A 16,835-nucleotide genomic window follows, 5' to 3' on the forward strand; every position below is an offset into this window, starting at 1 on the left:
CCGGAACTCCGCCTTTCAGGGGATGAACACGTGAACCTCGACCTTTACTCCGACCGCGCCAGACAGGCCGTCCAGTCGGCCCAGTCTCTCGCCCTCGCCCGCCGGCACCAGCAGTTCGCACCCGAGCACCTGCTCAAGGTGCTGCTGGAGGAGCGCGACGGCCTCGCCCGCAATCTGATCACCGCCGCCGGCGGCGACGCGAAGCGCGCCGAGGCCGATGTCGAGACCGCGCTGAAGAAGCGCGCTCAGGTCTCCGGCGGCTCGGGCCAGCTCTATCTCGACGGCGACACCGCCCGCGTCTTCGCCGCCGCAGAGGCCGCCGCAAAGAAATCCGGCGACCAGTTCGTGACCACCGAACGCGTCCTGTCCGCGCTGGCGAAAGAAGGCGGCGTCGCCAAAACCGTGCTCACCGCCGCCGGCGTCACGCCGGACAAGCTCGACGAGGCCATCAACGAGATCCGCAAGGGCAAGACCGCCGACTCGGCCGGGGCCGAGGACGCCTATGACGCCCTGAAGCGCTACGCCCGCGACCTGACGCTGGCCGCCGCCGACGGCAAGATCGATCCGGTCATCGGCCGCGACGAGGAAATCCGCCGCACCATTCAGGTCCTCGCCCGCCGCACCAAGAACAACCCCGTCCTGATCGGCGAACCCGGCGTCGGCAAGACCGCCATCGTCGAGGGTCTGGCGCTCCGCATCGTCAACGGCGACGTGCCCGAAAGCCTGCGCGACAAGAAGGTCATGGCGCTGGACATGGGCAGCCTCATCGCCGGCGCGAAATACCGCGGCGAGTTCGAGGAGCGGCTGAAGGCCGTGCTGAACGAGGTCTCCGCCGCCGAGGGCCAGATCATTCTCTTCATCGACGAGATGCACACCCTGGTCGGCGCCGGAAAGGGCGACGGCGCCATGGATGCGTCCAACCTGCTCAAGCCCGCGCTGGCCCGGGGCGAGCTGCACTGCGTCGGCGCCACCACGCTGGACGAGTACCGCAAGCACGTCGAAAAGGACGCGGCTCTCGCCCGCCGCTTCCAGCCCGTCTTCGTCGAGGAGCCCTCGGTCGAGGACACGGTGTCGATCCTCCGTGGACTGAAGGAGAAGTACGAGGTCCACCACGGCGTGCGCATTTCCGACAGCGCCATCGTCGCCGCCGCGACCCTGTCGAACCGCTACATCACCGACCGTTTCCTGCCCGACAAGGCGATCGACCTCGTCGACGAGGCCGCCAGTCGCGTGCGCATGGCCGTCGACTCCAAGCCCGAGGCGCTGGACGAGATCGACCGCCGTCTGGTCCAGCTGAAGATCGAACGCGAGGCCCTGAAGAAGGAAACCGATTCAGCGTCCAAAGCCCGCCTCGAAAAACTCGAGGACGAGATCGCCGACCTTGAGGGCCAGTCCGATGACCTGACCGCCCGCTGGAAGGCCGAAAAGGAAAAGGTCGGCGCCGGCGCCCAGTTGCGCGAAACCCTCGACCGCCTGCGCGCCGAACTGGCCGCCGCCCAGCGCGCCGGCGACCTCGGCCGCGCGTCGGAGATCGCCTACGGCCAGATTCCCGGCATCGAGAAGCAGCTTGCCGAGGCCGAAGCCAACGAGGCCGACAAGTCCGGCCCCCTGACCCCGGAGGTCGTCGACGCCGAACAGATCGCCGCCGTCGTCTCCCGCTGGACCGGCGTCCCCGTCGACAAGATGCTGGAGGGCGAACGCGAGAAGCTGCTCAAGATGGAGGACGTGCTCAGCGGCCGCGTGATCGGTCAGGACGAGGCGCTGGCCGCCGTGTCCGACGCCGTTCGCCGCGCCCGCGCCGGCCTGAACGACCCCCACCGCCCGCTCGGCTCCTTCCTCTTCCTCGGCCCCACGGGCGTGGGCAAGACCGAGCTGACCAAGGCGCTGGCCGAGTTCCTGTTCGACGACGAGGCCGCCATCACCCGCCTCGACATGTCCGAGTACATGGAGAAGCACAGCGTCTCCCGCCTGATCGGCGCCCCTCCCGGCTATGTCGGCTATGACGAGGGCGGCGCCCTGACCGAGGCGGTGCGCAGGCGCCCCTATCAGGTCGTCCTGTTCGACGAGGTCGAGAAGGCCCACCCGGACGTCTTTAACGTCCTGCTTCAGGTGCTGGACGACGGCCGCCTGACCGACGGTCAGGGCCGCACCATCGACTTCCGCAACACCCTGATCATCATGACCTCCAACCTCGGCTCCGAGGCCCTGGCCGGTCAGGGCGAAGGCGACGACGTCGAGACCGTGCGCCCCTACGTCATGGAGGCCGTCCGCGCCCACTTCCGCCCCGAATTCCTGAACCGCATCGACGAGATCATCCTCTTCCGCCGCCTCGGCCGCGCCCAGATGTCCGGCATCGTCCGCATCCAGCTGTCGCGGTTCGAAAAGCTGCTGGCCGACCGCAGACTGACCCTGTCCCTCGACGACGGCGCCTACGCCTGGCTCGCCGACAAGGGTTACGACCCGGTCTATGGCGCCCGCCCGCTCAAGCGCGTGATCCAGAAGGAACTGGTCGACCCGATCGCGCGCAAGCTGCTGGCGGGGGAGGTGGAGGACGGGTCAGTGATCGCGGTGTCGGCGGGCGCGGACGGGCTGGAGATCGGGAAGGCGCGGGTGCACTGACGAGCCCGAACGCTCTGGCTTAACCGCTGGTGTAATCAAACCGTCGGAGAGTCGATGTCTGAGTCTTGGTCCTTTGTGGCGATCGCGAGCTGTCGCCACAGCATAGGATGCACATAGATCATCGTATCGTCGCCTACGTCAGCGGCATTCAGGGTCTGTCGTCCGCGGTAATTCCATTTGACTGGCGTTCCCGCATCAGTCTTGAGGCCCAAGACCCCAACCTTGTAGAGCGCATCGAGCCACTCGTTCCTGAATTCTCGGGCTTTTCCTCCGCCATACGAGCCCGCCTGCAATGCTGCTGCTCCAAGCCGGTCTGTTTCCGCGCCTTTTGAAGTCGCTAGATCGAGCATCAAGTCTTCGATCTGGCCATCTGTGATTGATCCCAACGTGAATCGACGAGCCCGCCCGATTAGGGGCTTACAGGCTCGGTCCAGAAGCGGGTAATGGCCGAGCCACTCATCCCGCAAGGCGTTAAATCGATCAGCACTATAAGGCTCCTCCGCCTTCCTGACCGCCGCCACGGTGACTCGGTCGCTTCCAACAGATTGATCGATACATTCGTTGACGAAGGCGATTATGTCGCGCGGGCGGTGGAGGGTTCGCTGGACAATATACGGAAGGCTCTCGCTCTGGTTTATCCGATCAGGAAATATCTCATCAAAACCAACCGCCGCGTTGCTGTATTGCCTCTTTATGGATTCCTTTAGGCGCCGATCTACGATCTCTTTAAGTTCCCCCGGAAGCCATTCAACATTCAGGATGTTTCCTTTATACTTTTCCTCCTGAAACCCTTCGTCCCGGGTCGACTCGAAGACACGCTCGAGAAGGTCGGTTCGTATTGATATGACGATTTTTACGTTCGATACCTTCTTGAATTTCTTACAGGTTTCAATAAGGGCGCGGACAAGCCAGAGCTTGGTTTGGCCTGTCGCAAAGTTCAAATCCAGATCATCTATTAAGACGTAGTGAGGCTTCTTGTAGTCATCGAAGACTTCTTCATGCAACCAATCTATGACTTCGCTGAGTTGCTGAAGGTGCACGTTGTCAACGACCTTCTGAGCTCGAGCAACGACGTCTTTTCTGTGCTCCTCAGACGCGAATGATCGCCCACCAGCCTTGGCCGCAATCGGCCCCGCAGCTTCCAAGCTAGCGTTCAATTCCGATTCAAATTTCTGGGTAACTTGGGTGATCCTAGCATCTGTTTCTAGCCAGAAATCGGACCCGAATGAGCGCATGTATTCCATGGCCCGTTTCCGCTTTTGATTGAAAGCGTCCGAGAATTTTGCAAAAAACTGCCGAGTTCTCTGCTCATCTTCTAGCTTGAAGTGATATTTGATGAGCTCGGTAGCTATGACGTGGCGCCACAGAAGTTGATAGAAAAGATCGAGCTTTACGCCCGCTGCTTCGAAAAAGCGGATAATATCCGAGTTGGAAATGTACTGGAGTGATAGTTCGGCTGGATCGATGCGAATTGTCCGATCACGCTCCCTCTCAAGACGCCGAATAATCGCGGTTTTGCCTGTCCCCGTTCTTCCGAGAAGCAAGAATTTCGGCGAAGAAAGGTCCGAGATTTCCTTGAACGCATAGTTCTCGAAGAATGTCGTAAACAGAAATTCGTCGTCGTCTTCAGCCGCTGGTTGGCCGATGTTTTGGCCCTGTCGAAGGGTAATTGGGTTCCGCGGTTTTGGGCTCATAAACAAGCTTCGCGGGAATCGTGCGCGGTCGTCAAGCGCGGTTATCCAACCGTTGAAGCGTAACCGTGGATGAGAAAAGGCCCCGGCGTCGCCACCGAGGCCTCTGGTCTCCCCGCCGTCGCGCGTTCGCGACCTACGGGTTGATCACGATCTTCACGCAGCCGTCCTTCTTCTCCTGAAACGTCTTGTACATGTCCGGTCCGTCCTCGAGCCTGATCTTGTGGGTGATCAGGAAGCTGGGGTCGATCTCCCCCGCCTCGATCTTGCGCATCAGGGGTTCGAGATAGCGCTGCACATGCGTCTGGCCGGTCTTCAGGGTCAGGCCCTTGCCGACGAAGGCGCCCATCATCACCGGCACGCCGCCGACGAAGACGCCGGGCAGGCTGATGGTCCCGCCCGGGCGGCAGGCGACGATGGCCTGGTTCAGGGCGTAGGCCCGCTCCATCTTGCCGGCGACAGCCTCCTGCGTCTTCTCGATCAGGCTGCCCGAGCCGTGGCTTTCCAGACCGACGGCCTCGATGACCGAGTCCGGGCCGCGTCCGTTGGTGCGGGCCAGAATCTCGTCCTGCAGCTCGCCCTTCACGGCCGAGAAGTCGATCGTCTCGGCGCCGCCCGCCTCGGCCATCGCCAGCCGTTCCTCGACCTCGTCGATGGCGATGACCCGCTCGGCGCCCATCATGAAGGCGCTGCGGATGGCGAACTGGCCCACGGGGCCGCAGCCGAAGACGAGGACGGTGTGCCCCGGCTTGATGTCCGCATTCTCGGCCGCCATCCAGCCGGTCGGGAAGATGTCGGACAGGAACAGCACCTGATCGTCGGTCAGGCCCTCAGGCACCTTGATCGGCCCCACGTCGGCGAAGGGGACGCGCAGATACTCCGCCTGCCCGCCGGGGAAGCCGCCGTACATGTGGGTGTAGCCGAACAGGCCGGCCGTCGGATAACCGGTCGTCTTCGCCTGTTCCGCCCCCGCCGGATTGGACACCTCGCACAGGCTGAACAGCTGGCGTTTGCAGAACTCGCAGTCGCCACAGCTGATGGTGAAGGGCACGACGACGCGGTCGCCGACCTTCAGCTTCTTGTTGTCCTTACCGACGGCGACGACCTCGCCCATGGTCTCGTGACCCATGACGTCGCCGTGCTTCATCCCGGGCACGAAGCCGCCGTACAGGTGCAGGTCGGATCCGCAGATGGCGCAGCTGGTCACGCGGATGATGGCGTCGCGGCCGTCCTGGATCTCGGGATCCGGGACCTCCTCGCAACGGATCTTTTCCTTACCCTGCCAGCACAGCGCCTTCATGACCGTCTCCATCGAATGAGGAGAAGGAAGGTCCGGCGGGCGCGCCTGTTCCGTCGGGTATCCGACACAGGCGCGTGACCGGGCGCGGCATGAAGCGTCAGTCCATCAACTGCTGGCTCAGATAGACGTAGTGCCGGGCCCAGCGGCGGGCGTTGGCGACCGGGTCGGCGTCGTTGGAGTGCCCGCCCGAGGTCTCCTCATAATAGAGGTGGTCGTAGCCCATGTCCCCCAGCCGGGCCGCGAACTTGCGGGCGTGGCCGGGGTGGACCCGGTCGTCGCGGGTATTGGTGGTGATGTAGACGCGCGGATACTCCGCCCCCGGACGAAGGTTCTGATAGGCGGAATAGCGGGCGATGAAGGCGGCGTCGGCGGGCACGCGCGGGTCGCCGTATTCGCCGATCCATGACGCGCCGGCCGGCAGGTCCTGATAGCGCAGCATGTCGATCAGCGGGCTCTCGATCACCGCCGCGTTGAACAGCTCCGGATGCTGGGTGATCGACACCGAGGTCAGCACCCCGCCGTTCGACCGGCCGTAGATGCCCAGCTTCTCCGGCGTGGTGATGCCCCGCTGCTGCAGGTCGCGGGCGACGGCGGCGAAGTCGTCGAAGGCCAGCTGGCGGTTCTCGCGCAGCACCGCCTGGTGCCAGGCCGGGCCGAACTCGCCCCCGCCCCGGATGTTGGCCTGCACGAAGACGCCGCCGTTCTCGAGCCACAGCTTGCCCATCTCGGGCTTGTAGGCGGGCGGGAAGCTGACCTGAAAGCCGCCGTAGCCGAACAGGATGGTCGCCGCCGGCGCGGCCTGGTTCTTCGGCCGGGTGACGAAATAGGGGATCTTCGTCCCGTCGGACGAGGTCGCCTCGAACTGTTCGGTCACATGGGTCGAGGCGTCGAACTTGGCCGGCGTCGACTTCAGCTCGACCGGCGCCGACGCGTCAGCCGCCAGAAGACCCAGGGTCGGCGGCGTCAGGAACCCTTGCGCGGAAACGAAGACCTGTCCCGACGCCTTCGAACTGTCGCCCAGTCCGATGGCGCTGTTCTCCGGTCCGGCGATGTCGGCGCCCGACCAGATGGGCTGATTGTTCTGGCCGAACCGGTAGCGCATGACCCGGCTGACGACGTTGTCCGAGATGACGGCCACGACGTGATCGTCCATGACCGCCACGTCCTGCAGGGACTGGCGCGGCGTGGGCGTGAAGATCGTTTCCGGATCCGTATCCGGGTAGAACCCGCCCGCGCCCCGGGCCAGCTCCTCCATCGAGATCGCCAGCAACGCCCCTGGCGCGATCGTCCGGGGGCCCCAGCGCCACGCCTCGTCGTTCGACAGCACCAGCCGCTGGCCCAGCGTCCCGTAGATCGACACCCGCTCAGGCACGGCCAGCTTGACGGGCCGACCGTCGACCAGCCGCCACGTCTCCGACCGATAGGTGTCCAGCGGCCGCGAAATGATCACCGCCTCCACCGCCCCGCGACTGTCGCGATACAATGAGGCCGACACGCCATAGCCGCCGTCCGACTGGTCGCCGCGGTAGACCTCGGTCGCGTCAGCCAACGACTGGCCGCGCTTCAGCGATTTCACGATGTAAGGATAACCCGACTCCGTCAGCGTGCCCGCGCCGAAGTCCGTAGCGACCAGAAGCGTGTCGCGGTCCAGCCAGCTGATCCGGTGCTTGCCTTCCGGCAGCACGAAACCGTCGTCGACGAATCGCTTGGTCGTCGTGTCGAACTCGCGCACCACCACCGCATCCTTGCCGCCGTCCGACAGGCTGATCAGGCAGCGAGTCTCGTTCGGGGCCAGACAGCTGGCGCCCTTCCAGACCCAGTCCTTGCCCTCGGTTCGCGACAGGGCGTCGATGTCCAGCAGGGTTTCCCACGGCGGGGTCGCCGCGCGATAGCCGTCCAGCGTCGTCCGCCGCCACACCCCCTTGGGATTGGTCGCGTCCTGCCAGAAATTGCCGATCCCCTCGCCGAGGAAGACCGGCGCCGGAATGCGGTCCGTCGCCGTCAGGATCGCCTCAGCCTCAGCCCGGAAGGTCTCGTAGCGCGGATCGCCGGTGAGGGCCGCGAGGCTCTTCCCGTTCTCGGCCCGCACGAAGGCCATAGCCTCGGCGCCGTTGACCTCCTCCAGCGCCAGATGATCGTCCGCGGCCCGCACGCCGGCGGGAGACAGGTCCGCCGGCATGTGCGGAGGGGTCTGGGCCAGCGCCCCGCTGCTGATCGCTATCGCCGCCACGCCTGTCATCAGGAACCGGATCATCACAAACTCCGCTCATCGCAGGGCGCGGACCTGCGAGCGTCCGCGCCGGATATGTCGTCCCGGCCCCGCATCCGGCCGGCCCTACTCCTGCGCCGGCGAGTCCATCAGCCGGCGGCTCAGATAGGTGTATTCCAGCGCCAGACGCCGGGCCGTCTCCTGCAGGTTTGCCCCCGCCGCGTGGCCGCCGTCGGTGTTCTCGTAGAACAGCACCGGATAGCCCAGCTCCTCCAGCCGCGCCGCCGCCTTGCGGGCGTGGCCCGGATGGACGCGGTCGTCCTTGGTCGAGGTGTGGATGAAGACTTCCGGATAGGGCTGGCCGGCGGCGAGGCGCTGATAGGGCGAATACTGTTCGATCCACGCCCGTTGTTCCGGAATGTCCGGATTGCCGTACTCGGCGATCCAGCTCGCCCCCGCCAGCAGCTTGTGGAAGCGCAGCATGTCGAACAGCGGCACCTGGATGACCGCGCCGTTGATCAGGTCCGGACGCTGGGTCAGCATCGCCCCCATGAACAGCCCGCCCTGCGAGCCGCCCATGATGCCCAGATGCGGCTGGCTGGTGATGTCGCGCGCGATCAGGTCCAGCGCCACGGCCTGAAAGTCCTCGTGCGCCCGCTGGCGGTTCTGCTGCAGCGCCGCCTGGTGCCAGCGCGGGCCGAACTCGCCGCCGCCCCTGGTGTTGGCCACCACATAGACGCCGCCCCGCTCCAGCCACAGCTTGCCGACCGTCGCCGAATAGCCGGGCAGCAGCGAGTTCTGGTAGCCGCCATAGCCGTACAGCAGCGTCGGATTGGACCCGTCCAGCGGCATGTCCGCCTTGTGCACGACGAAGTACGGGATCATCGTCCCGTCCGCCGAGCGGGCCTCGAACTGGTCGACCGTCATGCCGCTCGCATCGAACTTGGCCGGCAGGGACTTCAGGTCGTCTGTCGCGCCCGACCCGGCGTCCGCCAGATACAGGGTCGAGGGCGTCAGATAGTTCGACGCGCTGACGAAGACCCGGTCGTCCGCGTCGCTGGCCGAGCCGATCCCGACGGTGGAGTTCGCCGGCAGGTCCAGACGGGTGCGCGCCCACTCGCCCGAGGCGTTGGGCGTATAGGCGTAGATGTTGCCGCGCACGTTCTCGTACAGGGCCACGATCAGCTTGTTGCGCGTCATCGACAGGCCCTCGACGGCCTCCCGCTCGCCCGGACGGATGATCAGCTGTGCACGGGCCGCCGGATCGGCCAGCCAGTCCTGCAGCGTCCAGGCGATCACGTCGCCGGTCCTGAATTCCTGCCCCGAAGGCGCGGTCCAGTCCTGATCGGTGGTGACCACCAGCTGGCCCTGAACCAGACCGTTGATGTTCGACTTGGCGGGCAGCTGCAGCTGGACCGTCGTGCCGTCCGCCTTCAGCAGGTGAGTCTCGCCGTTGTAGAAGTCGATGCCGCGATTGATCAGGGTCGCTTGCACCGCGCCCTCGGCGTCACGCAGCGTATAGCCCGACACCGAGACGTCGGTCTGTTGGCCCTCGAACACCGTCCGCGCCTGATCGATCGTCTGGCCGCGCTTCAGGATCTTGACCACCCGCGGATAGCCCGAATCCGTCAGCGTCCCCTCGCCGAAGTCGCGCGAGATCAGCAGGGTGTCGCGATCGATCCAGCTGGCCCCGCCCTTGGATTCCGGCAGGATGAAGCCGTCCGCGACCCAGGTCTTCGTCGACCGGTCGAACTCGCGCACCGTCACCGCGTCCTTGCCGCCGTTCGACAGGCTGACGAGGCAGCGGGTCTCTTCCGGCGGCAGGCAGCTGGCGCCCTTGTAGACCCAGTTCTGGCCCTCGCTGGCGGCCAAGGCGTCGAAGTCCAGCACCGTCTCCCACTGCGGCTCGGCGGTGCGATAGCTATCCAGTGTCGTGGTGCGCCAGACGCCGCGCACATGGGTCGCGTCCTGCCAGAAGTTGTCGATCGTGCCGTCGTGGTTGAAGCCCGGCGACGGGATGCGGTCGCGCGCCTGAACGATCTCAAGCGCCTGCTGGTGCAAGCCCTCGTAGCGCGGGTCGCTCCGCAGCACGCCCAGCGAACGCTCGTTGTGCGCCCGCACCCACTCCATCGCCCGCTCGCCCTCGACCTCCTCGAGCCACAGATAGGGATCGGTCGCGTCCGAGGTGGCGAAGCCGCCCGAGCTTTCGGCGGGGGCTGGGGCGGGGACGGTCTGGGCCATGGCGGCGCTCGAAAGGGCGGTGGAGGCGAAAAGCGCGGCGAGCGCGGCGGTGCGGATCATGGAGGGCTTTCCCGACTGAGGTCGGCCGGCACCTTACCCGGCGACCGGGGCCCCACAAGCCGCGCGACCTTACCGATTTGTCATGATCGGTCTTCAGCCGCCCTCGTCCGGAATGCACAGCACCACGCCGCAGGCCTTGCAGTGAACGGCGTCCGGATCGTGCTTGGACAGGCCGCAGGTCGGGCAGTCGTGCTTGATCTTGTGCGGCTTGATGATCGTCTGGGCCAGTCGCAGAAACAGGGTGATCCCCGTCAGCATCACCACGATCGACAGCACCCGCCCCCAGTTCCCGGGCAGGGTGATGTCCCCGAACCCGGTCGTCGTCAGGGTCGCGACGGTGAAATACAGCGCGTCCAGGTAGCCGCTGATGCCCTCATGGCTGTCGCGGAACGTCGCATAGACGAACCCCGTGACCACGAACACGAAGGTCACCAGCGAGGCCAGCGCCCGGGTGATCTCCTCCACCCGCGTATCGTCGTACTTGTGCCCCACCGTCCGCCAGAAGAAGTCCGAGTTCAGCAGGGTCCACAGCCTGAGCAGCCTCAGGAAGCCGAAGTTGAACAGCCAGTAGGGAAACAGCAAGGTCGCCAGCACGAACAGGTCGATCCATGTGGCCGGCTTCTTCAGCCAGTCCTTGATGTCCGTATGCGCATACGCCCTCGCCGCCAGATCCGTCGCCAGGATAGCGGCGATCACATAGTCGACGACATAGAAGACCAACCCCGCCTCATGCAGGATCGGCGCGGCCAGAAAGAAGCCGATGATGGCGAAATCGATGACGATGACCGCCAGCCGGAACCGCACCGCCGGCGGCGCCGAGCCATGATAGAGGTAGCGCAGTCGCGCCCTCAGCCTCAGGCCCTCGGCTTTGGGTGCGACGGTATTCACGACGGGCTTGGCGCGACTCATGGCCCAGCTTAACGCTCGTCTCTCGCCTCAGGTCCAGCCCTTCCCTATATCCGGCCCAGCATGACCCGTCCCTTCGTCAAGATGAACGGCGCCGGCAACGACTTCGTCGTCGTCAATGCGCTCGAGACGCCCTTCGCGCCCACGGCCGATCAGGTGCGCGCCATCGCAAACCGCGAGACCGGCGAGGGCTGCGACCAGCTCATCGCCATCGAACCTTCCGGAACGGCGGACGCCTTCATGCGCGTCTGGAACGCCGATGGCGGTCAGGTCGAGACCTGCGGCAACGCGCTGCGCTGCGTCGGCTGGATGCTGATGCAGTCGACCGGCAAGGACCGCGTGACCATCGACACCCTCGGCGGGCAAACGACGGCGACCCGGGGCGACGACGGACAGGTCACCGTGGATATGGGCGCGCCTCGTCTCGACTGGACCCAGATTCCGATAGACGAGGAGATGGACACCCGCGGCATCGAGCTCCAGATCGGCCCCATCGACGACCCGGTCCTGCACACGCCGGGCGCCGTCTCAATGGGCAATCCTCACGTCGTCTTCTTCATGGACCATGCACCCGACGACGGCTTCGTGCGCGGCTCGGGCTCCCTGATCGAGCACCACCCCCGCTTCCCAGAGGGCGTCAACGTCGGCTTCGCCCACGTCCTGTCCCGCGACCATATCCGCCTGCGGGTCTGGGAACGCGGCGCCGGCCTGACGAAGGCCTGCGGAACCGGCGCCTGCGCCGCCCTCGTCGCCTCCGCCCGCCGCAACCTCACCGACCGTCAGGCGACCATCGACGTCGACGGCGGCCGCCTCTCCATCCTCTGGGACGACACCACCGACCACGTCTTCATGACCGGCCCGGTCGAGGTGGAGCGCACGGGGATGCTGGCGGTCTAGCCTTTCCTTCTCCCCTTGCGCGAGAAGGAATTTCGCCCGATCCCTGCGATCCCTTCGGTGTGATCCCTGAGCCGGATTTCCCCAACCCGATCAACGCCGGTGCAGAATTTCCAGCGCCCTGCGCCCCGGACGTAGAACCCCGCCCATAATCCCCCCGTCCCGTCGCAAGGGAGGCTCGTCGGCCGGCGAACCTGACGGCGTCGGGAGCGGAGGGAGCGGGAGGTGTCCGAGAGGGCGCCGCCGCTCCGGTCGGACGGTCGCAACCTCACTGGCGGATCATCACCCGGCCGGGGTCAGGAGGGTCGAGGGGGATACTCGGCCGTTCCGGGGATGGTTCACGCCGAACCACCCGCCCGCCGGAGGCGCTGCGGTAAGGCCCGAACACGGCCACCCGACGCAAGCTTCCGGATAACCCTCCGCGCGGAGCGTCAGTCTTTGCCGAAACGGTTATCTCCATCTGCTCCGGGCAAGGGCCCGGCGCTCCGTCAACGCCTCCCATAACCGACCGGAAACGGACGGCGTTTCCGCTCGCCCGCACAGGACCCTTCATGCCCAGAGCCCGACCACCCCGCCCCCTGCCGCCCCCGCCCGTTCCGGGCCGCGACGACAGTCCCGAGAACCTGCAGCGCATGCGCGACGATCTGGTGGAGCACTTCGTCAGAATGGGTGAGCAGATCAGGTCCAAGAACGCCGCATGGCAGGCGCGTCAGGCAGCCGGGGCCGAAACCTCCCCGCCTTCCCTCGCGTCAACGGTTGTCCCGCCGGACCCGTCGCTCTAGGAACGGGAACCCCCAAGAGCGCCACACCGCCGGAAACGCCCGAATGCCCGACCTGACCGATAAACAGACCTTCTCCGACCAGGACGCGCTCGATTTCCACAGCGATCCGACGCCGGGCAAGATCTCCATGGCGCCGACCAAGCCGATGGCGACCCAGCGCGACCTGTCGCTGGCCTATTCGCCCGGCGTGGCCGTGCCGGTTCTGGCGATCGCCGAGGATGTGGACCGCGCCTACGACTATACGTCCAAGGGCAATCTGGTCGCTGTCATCTCGAACGGCACGGCCATCCTCGGTCTCGGCAACCTCGGCCACATGGCGTCCAAGCCGGTGATGGAGGGCAAGTCCGTCCTGTTCAAACGCTTCGCCGACGTCGACAGCTTCGACGTCGAGGTGAAGACCACCGACCCGGACGAGTTCGTCACCGTGGTCAAGAACATCGGCGACACCTGGGGCGGCATCAATCTGGAGGACATCAAGTCCCCCGAATGCTTCGTCATCGAATCCGAGCTGCAGGACCTGCTGGACATCCCGGTCTTCCACGACGACCAGCACGGCACCGCCATCATCTCGACCGCCGGCCTGATCAACGCCGCCCACATCGCCGGCAAGAAGCTGGAAGACCTGAAGGTCGTTCTGGTCGGCGCCGGCGCCGCCGGTTTGTCATCCATCGCCCTGATGAAGTCGGTGGGCGTCAAGGCCGAGAACACCGTCATCCTCGACCGCGATGGCGTGGTCTACAAGGGCCGTGACAACGTCGACCAGTGGAAGGCCGCCCACGCCACCGACACCCCGCACCGCACCCTGTCGGAAGCCATGGTCGGCGCCGACGTCGTCCTCGGCCTCGCCGCCAAGGGCGCGATCACGAAAGAGATGGTCGCCTCCATGGCGCCCAATCCGATCATCTTCGCCATGGCCAATCCGGACCCGGAGATCACGCCGGAAGACGTGATGTCCGTGCGCTCCGACGCCATCATCGCCACGGGGCGGTCGGACTATGTCAATCAGGTCAACAACGTGCTGGGCTTCCCCTACATCTTCCGCGGCGCGCTGGACGTGCGCGCCCGGCAGGTGAACCACGAGATGAAGGTCGCCTGCGCCCAGGCCCTCGCCGCGCTCGCCCGAGAGGACGTGCCGGATGAGGTCGCCGCCGCCTATCGCGGTCGCAAGCTGAAGTTCGGCCCGGACTACATCATCCCGACGCCCTTCGATCCGCGCCTGATCTGGTACATCCCGCCCTTCGTGGCCCAGGCCGCCATGGACACCGGCGTGGCCCGCAGGCCGATCGAGGACATGGACGCCTACCGCACCCAGCTGCGCCAGCGGGTCGATCCCTCCGCCGCCCTGATGCAGCAGATTTCCTCGGCCGTCCGCGCCGCGCCGAACAAGCGCGTGGTCTTCGCCGAGGGTGAGGAAACCGCCGTGATCCGCGCCGCCTGGGGCTTCAAACAGGCGGAGCTGGGCATCCCCATCCTGATCGGCCGCGAGGACCTGATCCGGCAGAACGCCGCCGAGGCCGGCCTGAACTTCGACGAACTGGGCATCGAGATCGTCAACGCCCGCGTCAGCGAGCACAACACCGAATACACCGACTGGCTCTACGAGAAACTCCAGCGCCGGGGTTATCTGCGCCGCGACGTGCAGCGGATGATCAATCAGGACCGCAACTATTTCGGCGCGACCATGTGCGCTCGCGGCCAGGCCGACGCCATGGTCACCGGCACCACCCGCAACTTCAACATGGTGCTGAAGGAGGTCCGCCGCGTCCTCGACGTCACCGACCGCATGATCGGCCTGTCGGTGCTGCTGGCCAAGGGCCGCACCCTGTTCGTCGCCGACACCTCGATCCACGAACTGCCCGACGCCGCCGAACTGGCCGAGATCGCCATCAAGGCCGCCGCGACCGTGCGCAAGCTGGGCCGCGAGCCCCGCGTCGCCTTCCTCAGCTATTCCACCTTCGGCAACCCTCCGGGCGACCGCGGCGAGAAGGTGCGCGAGGCCATCCGCATCCTCGACGGCATGGGCGTGGACTTCGAATACGAGGGCGAAATGCCGCCCGAGCTGGCGCTCGATCCCGAGGCCCGCACCAACTACCCGTTCATGCGCCTGTCCAAGGACGCCAACGTCCTCGTCATGCCGGCCATCCACTCGGCCGCCATCTCGACCCGCCTCGTCCAGTCCCTCGGCGCCGCCACCGTCATCGGCCCGATCCTCGTGGGCATGGAGAAGTCGGTCCAGATCGTCCCGCTGGGCGCCTCGGTCAGCGAGATCATCACCGCCGCGACGTTCGCGGCCTACGAAGAGGGCGTGGCGATCGACGCCTAGGCTATCGGGTCTTTGACATCGTCAACGGATCAGGACGGCTGCGCTTCGGTCGCGTCCTCGGCCTCGCGCGCCTTCTGCTCGGCCATCACGACCGGTTGTCGGCGGGCGACGTAGAAGGCCAGCAGCACGGCGAAGACGCCGATGACCGTCGAATAGAGAAAGAAGGTCATGTAGCCGGCGCCAAGGCCCGTCGGCGTCACGCCGCTCTTCGCGGCGCCGGCGACAAGCGATTCCGGGGTCATGTTCGCGAACAGCGGCTTGAGGCTGGCTAATGGACCGCCTGCGTCGGCGGCACGGGCGGACGCCTCGACGATCTTGCCAGACTGCGTCGCGACGATCTTGCCCGGCAACGCGTAGAGCGAGCTGAACAGCGCGTATTGCGTCGCTGTGAAACCTAGCGAGGTCAGGCTGGACATGTAGGCTATCAGCGCCGTGCCCGCATATCCCGTCGCCAGATTGTCGACTCCGATCGCGACAAACAGCGCGGACAGGTCGTGTCCCTGCGTCGCCAGCCAGCCAAAGATCAGATTGGAAAGCGGGCTCGCAAAGGCGCCGATCACCATCGTACGGATCAGCCCGAGACGCGCGACGGACCAGCCTCCGGCGAACACGCCGAGCGACGTCATGATCACGCCGAAGACTTTCCGGACCTCGGCGATCTCTGTCAGGGTGAACCCTAGGTCGAGGTAGAACGGCGGCATGATGTTGAGCACGAAATCCGCCAGCCGGTAGCAGCAGATCAGCGCCAGTATCGGCATCGCCAGATGCCCGAAGCGCCGGAAGAAGTCCTTGAGCGGAGCCCCAAAAGATCCCGCGAGATAAGCTCCCGGGCGGGTCCGGTATCGCGGCAGCGGCCAGCAGGCGATCACCAGCAGTGCGAACCCGCCAATCACGTAGGCGAACTGAAGCAGGACGCCCGACAGGTCATTGTCCGCCAGCCCCGCAGTGACGGTCGATGCGCCGGCCTCACCCAGCATACCCCCGAAGGCCCAGAGCAGCGCATCGGGTTTGTCTGTCAGCCCGGTGCCGATGATCAGGGCGGCCAGAACGATCAGGGCCAACCGAACAACCCATTCGACCTTTTCGACGAAAGGTCGCGACGGGATGTCTGAAACCGGAATCGGGCGCGGCGTATGCGCCTGCTCTCGCGGCGCCAGAAGGACGCCGAGAACGCCAAGGCCCATCAGCGCCGCCATGACAGCGTAGGAGAGGTTCCAGTTGTACAGATCGGCCAGTATCAGCGGCACGGCGCCCGCCACGATCAGTGCTATGCGGTAGCCCCATTGATAGGCCGCCGCCATGGCGCCCTGTCTGCTGTCATCGGCGGCCTCGATCCGCCAGGCGTCGATGACGATGTCCTGACTGGCTCCGAAAAACCCGACCATCACGGCGAACGCCGCCATGGCGCCCAGAGCCTTGGTCGGATCAGAGCCCGCGATCAGCCACAGGCCGAAAATGATGACCGCCTGCGTGACCAGCATCCATGATCGCCGGTGCCCGAGAAGCTTCGTCAAACCCGGGATGCTGGTGCGATCGATCAGCGGCGCCCAAATGAACTTCAACGCATAGGCCAGCGTAGCCACGGCGAAGAAGCCAATGATCTCGAGCGTCAATCCCGCGTCGCGCAGCCACGTCGACAGGGTGTCGAAGATCAGAAGGTTGGGGAGGCCCGCCGAGAAGCCGAGCAGCAGCATGACGAACACGCGCCGCTCACCATAGACCGCCAGCCCTCCCAGACCACGAGCAGGTTTGGCGGGCGTTTCGGCGTTGGTCATCAAGGCGTCTCCGGGACGCCCTCCAATTCAAGTGA

The 16,835-nt window shown here is 65.7% G+C and carries 10 protein-coding genes; 4 read left to right on the forward strand and 6 right to left on the reverse strand.

The features are described from left to right. Positions 1-30: 30 nt before the first annotated feature. The gene (gene clpB, locus ACIQC9_RS11995; RefSeq protein ID WP_400616118.1) at positions 31-2,619 is read left to right on the forward strand and encodes an ATP-dependent chaperone ClpB; all 2,589 of its coding nucleotides are present in this window, start codon (positions 31-33) and stop codon (positions 2,617-2,619) included. 35 nt (positions 2,620-2,654) lie between these two features. On the opposite strand, the gene ACIQC9_RS12000 is transcribed toward clpB, so the two are convergent. The 5 genes from ACIQC9_RS12000 to ACIQC9_RS12020 all read right to left on the reverse strand — a co-directional run bounded on the left by ACIQC9_RS12000 (position 2,655) and on the right by ACIQC9_RS12020 (position 11,029). Continuing rightward, complete coding sequence (locus tag ACIQC9_RS12000) at positions 2,655-4,313, reverse strand: P-loop ATPase, Sll1717 family (RefSeq protein ID WP_400616120.1); 1,659 nt, start codon at positions 4,311-4,313, stop codon at positions 2,655-2,657. A gap of 133 nt (positions 4,314-4,446) precedes the next feature. Continuing rightward, positions 4,447-5,610 (reverse strand): zinc-dependent alcohol dehydrogenase, encoded by a 1,164-nt coding sequence (locus tag ACIQC9_RS12005; RefSeq protein WP_400616122.1) that lies wholly within the window; start codon positions 5,608-5,610, stop codon positions 4,447-4,449. A 97-nt stretch (positions 5,611-5,707) separates the two neighbouring features. Then, positions 5,708-7,864 (reverse strand): prolyl oligopeptidase family protein, encoded by a 2,157-nt coding sequence (locus tag ACIQC9_RS12010; protein ID WP_400616124.1) that lies wholly within the window; start codon positions 7,862-7,864, stop codon positions 5,708-5,710. A gap of 81 nt (positions 7,865-7,945) precedes the next feature. Next, positions 7,946-10,120 carry a prolyl oligopeptidase family protein gene (locus ACIQC9_RS12015; protein WP_400616127.1) on the reverse strand — a complete coding sequence of 725 codons (2,175 nt, stop codon included), beginning with the start codon at positions 10,118-10,120 and terminating at the stop codon, positions 7,946-7,948. Between the two features lie 93 nt (positions 10,121-10,213). After that, a complete protein-coding gene (locus tag ACIQC9_RS12020) occupies positions 10,214-11,029 on the reverse strand; it encodes a potassium channel family protein (RefSeq protein ID WP_400616130.1) in 816 nt (271 codons plus the stop codon). A gap of 60 nt (positions 11,030-11,089) precedes the next feature. Here ACIQC9_RS12020 and dapF point away from each other — a divergent pair, with 60 nt between their 5' ends. The 3 genes from dapF to ACIQC9_RS12035 all read left to right on the forward strand — a co-directional run bounded on the left by dapF (position 11,090) and on the right by ACIQC9_RS12035 (position 15,025). Then, positions 11,090-11,923, forward strand: a complete 834-nt coding sequence (gene dapF / locus ACIQC9_RS12025) for a diaminopimelate epimerase (protein WP_400616132.1) — start codon at positions 11,090-11,092, stop codon at positions 11,921-11,923. 548 nt (positions 11,924-12,471) lie between these two features. After that, positions 12,472-12,702, forward strand: a complete 231-nt coding sequence (locus ACIQC9_RS12030; protein WP_400616135.1) for a hypothetical protein — start codon at positions 12,472-12,474, stop codon at positions 12,700-12,702. A gap of 43 nt (positions 12,703-12,745) precedes the next feature. Beyond that, a complete protein-coding gene (locus ACIQC9_RS12035; RefSeq protein WP_400616137.1) occupies positions 12,746-15,025 on the forward strand; it encodes an NADP-dependent malic enzyme in 2,280 nt (759 codons plus the stop codon). 29 nt (positions 15,026-15,054) lie between these two features. Here ACIQC9_RS12035 and ACIQC9_RS12040 read toward each other — a convergent pair whose 3' ends face one another. Continuing rightward, positions 15,055-16,800, reverse strand: coding sequence for an AmpG family muropeptide MFS transporter (locus ACIQC9_RS12040; RefSeq protein ID WP_400616140.1), 1,746 nt, complete (start codon positions 16,798-16,800; stop codon positions 15,055-15,057). Positions 16,801-16,835: the final 35 nt, after the last annotated feature.

Source organism: Brevundimonas sp. NPDC092305 (genome assembly GCF_044755415.1).
Lineage (GTDB): Bacteria > Pseudomonadota > Alphaproteobacteria > Caulobacterales > Caulobacteraceae > Brevundimonas.

What these genes read in the sequence shown, in the direction of transcription:
- ACIQC9_RS12000 (WP_400616120.1), bottom strand. Translation starts at nt 4,313, where the DNA reads ATGAGCCCAAAACCGCGGAACCCAATTACCCTTCGACAGGGCCAAAAC.
- ACIQC9_RS12005 (WP_400616122.1), bottom strand. Translation starts at nt 5,610, where the DNA reads ATGAAGGCGCTGTGCTGGCAGGGTAAGGAAAAGATCCGTTGCGAGGAG.
- ACIQC9_RS12010 (WP_400616124.1), bottom strand. Translation starts at nt 7,864, where the DNA reads ATGATCCGGTTCCTGATGACAGGCGTGGCGGCGATAGCGATCAGCAGC.
- ACIQC9_RS12015 (WP_400616127.1), bottom strand. Translation starts at nt 10,120, where the DNA reads ATGATCCGCACCGCCGCGCTCGCCGCGCTTTTCGCCTCCACCGCCCTT.
- ACIQC9_RS12020 (WP_400616130.1), bottom strand. Translation starts at nt 11,029, where the DNA reads ATGAGTCGCGCCAAGCCCGTCGTGAATACCGTCGCACCCAAAGCCGAG.
- dapF (WP_400616132.1), top strand. Translation starts at nt 11,090, where the DNA reads ATGACCCGTCCCTTCGTCAAGATGAACGGCGCCGGCAACGACTTCGTC.
- ACIQC9_RS12030 (WP_400616135.1), top strand. Translation starts at nt 12,472, where the DNA reads ATGCCCAGAGCCCGACCACCCCGCCCCCTGCCGCCCCCGCCCGTTCCG.
- ACIQC9_RS12035 (WP_400616137.1), top strand. Translation starts at nt 12,746, where the DNA reads ATGCCCGACCTGACCGATAAACAGACCTTCTCCGACCAGGACGCGCTC.
- ACIQC9_RS12040 (WP_400616140.1), bottom strand. Translation starts at nt 16,800, where the DNA reads ATGACCAACGCCGAAACGCCCGCCAAACCTGCTCGTGGTCTGGGAGGG.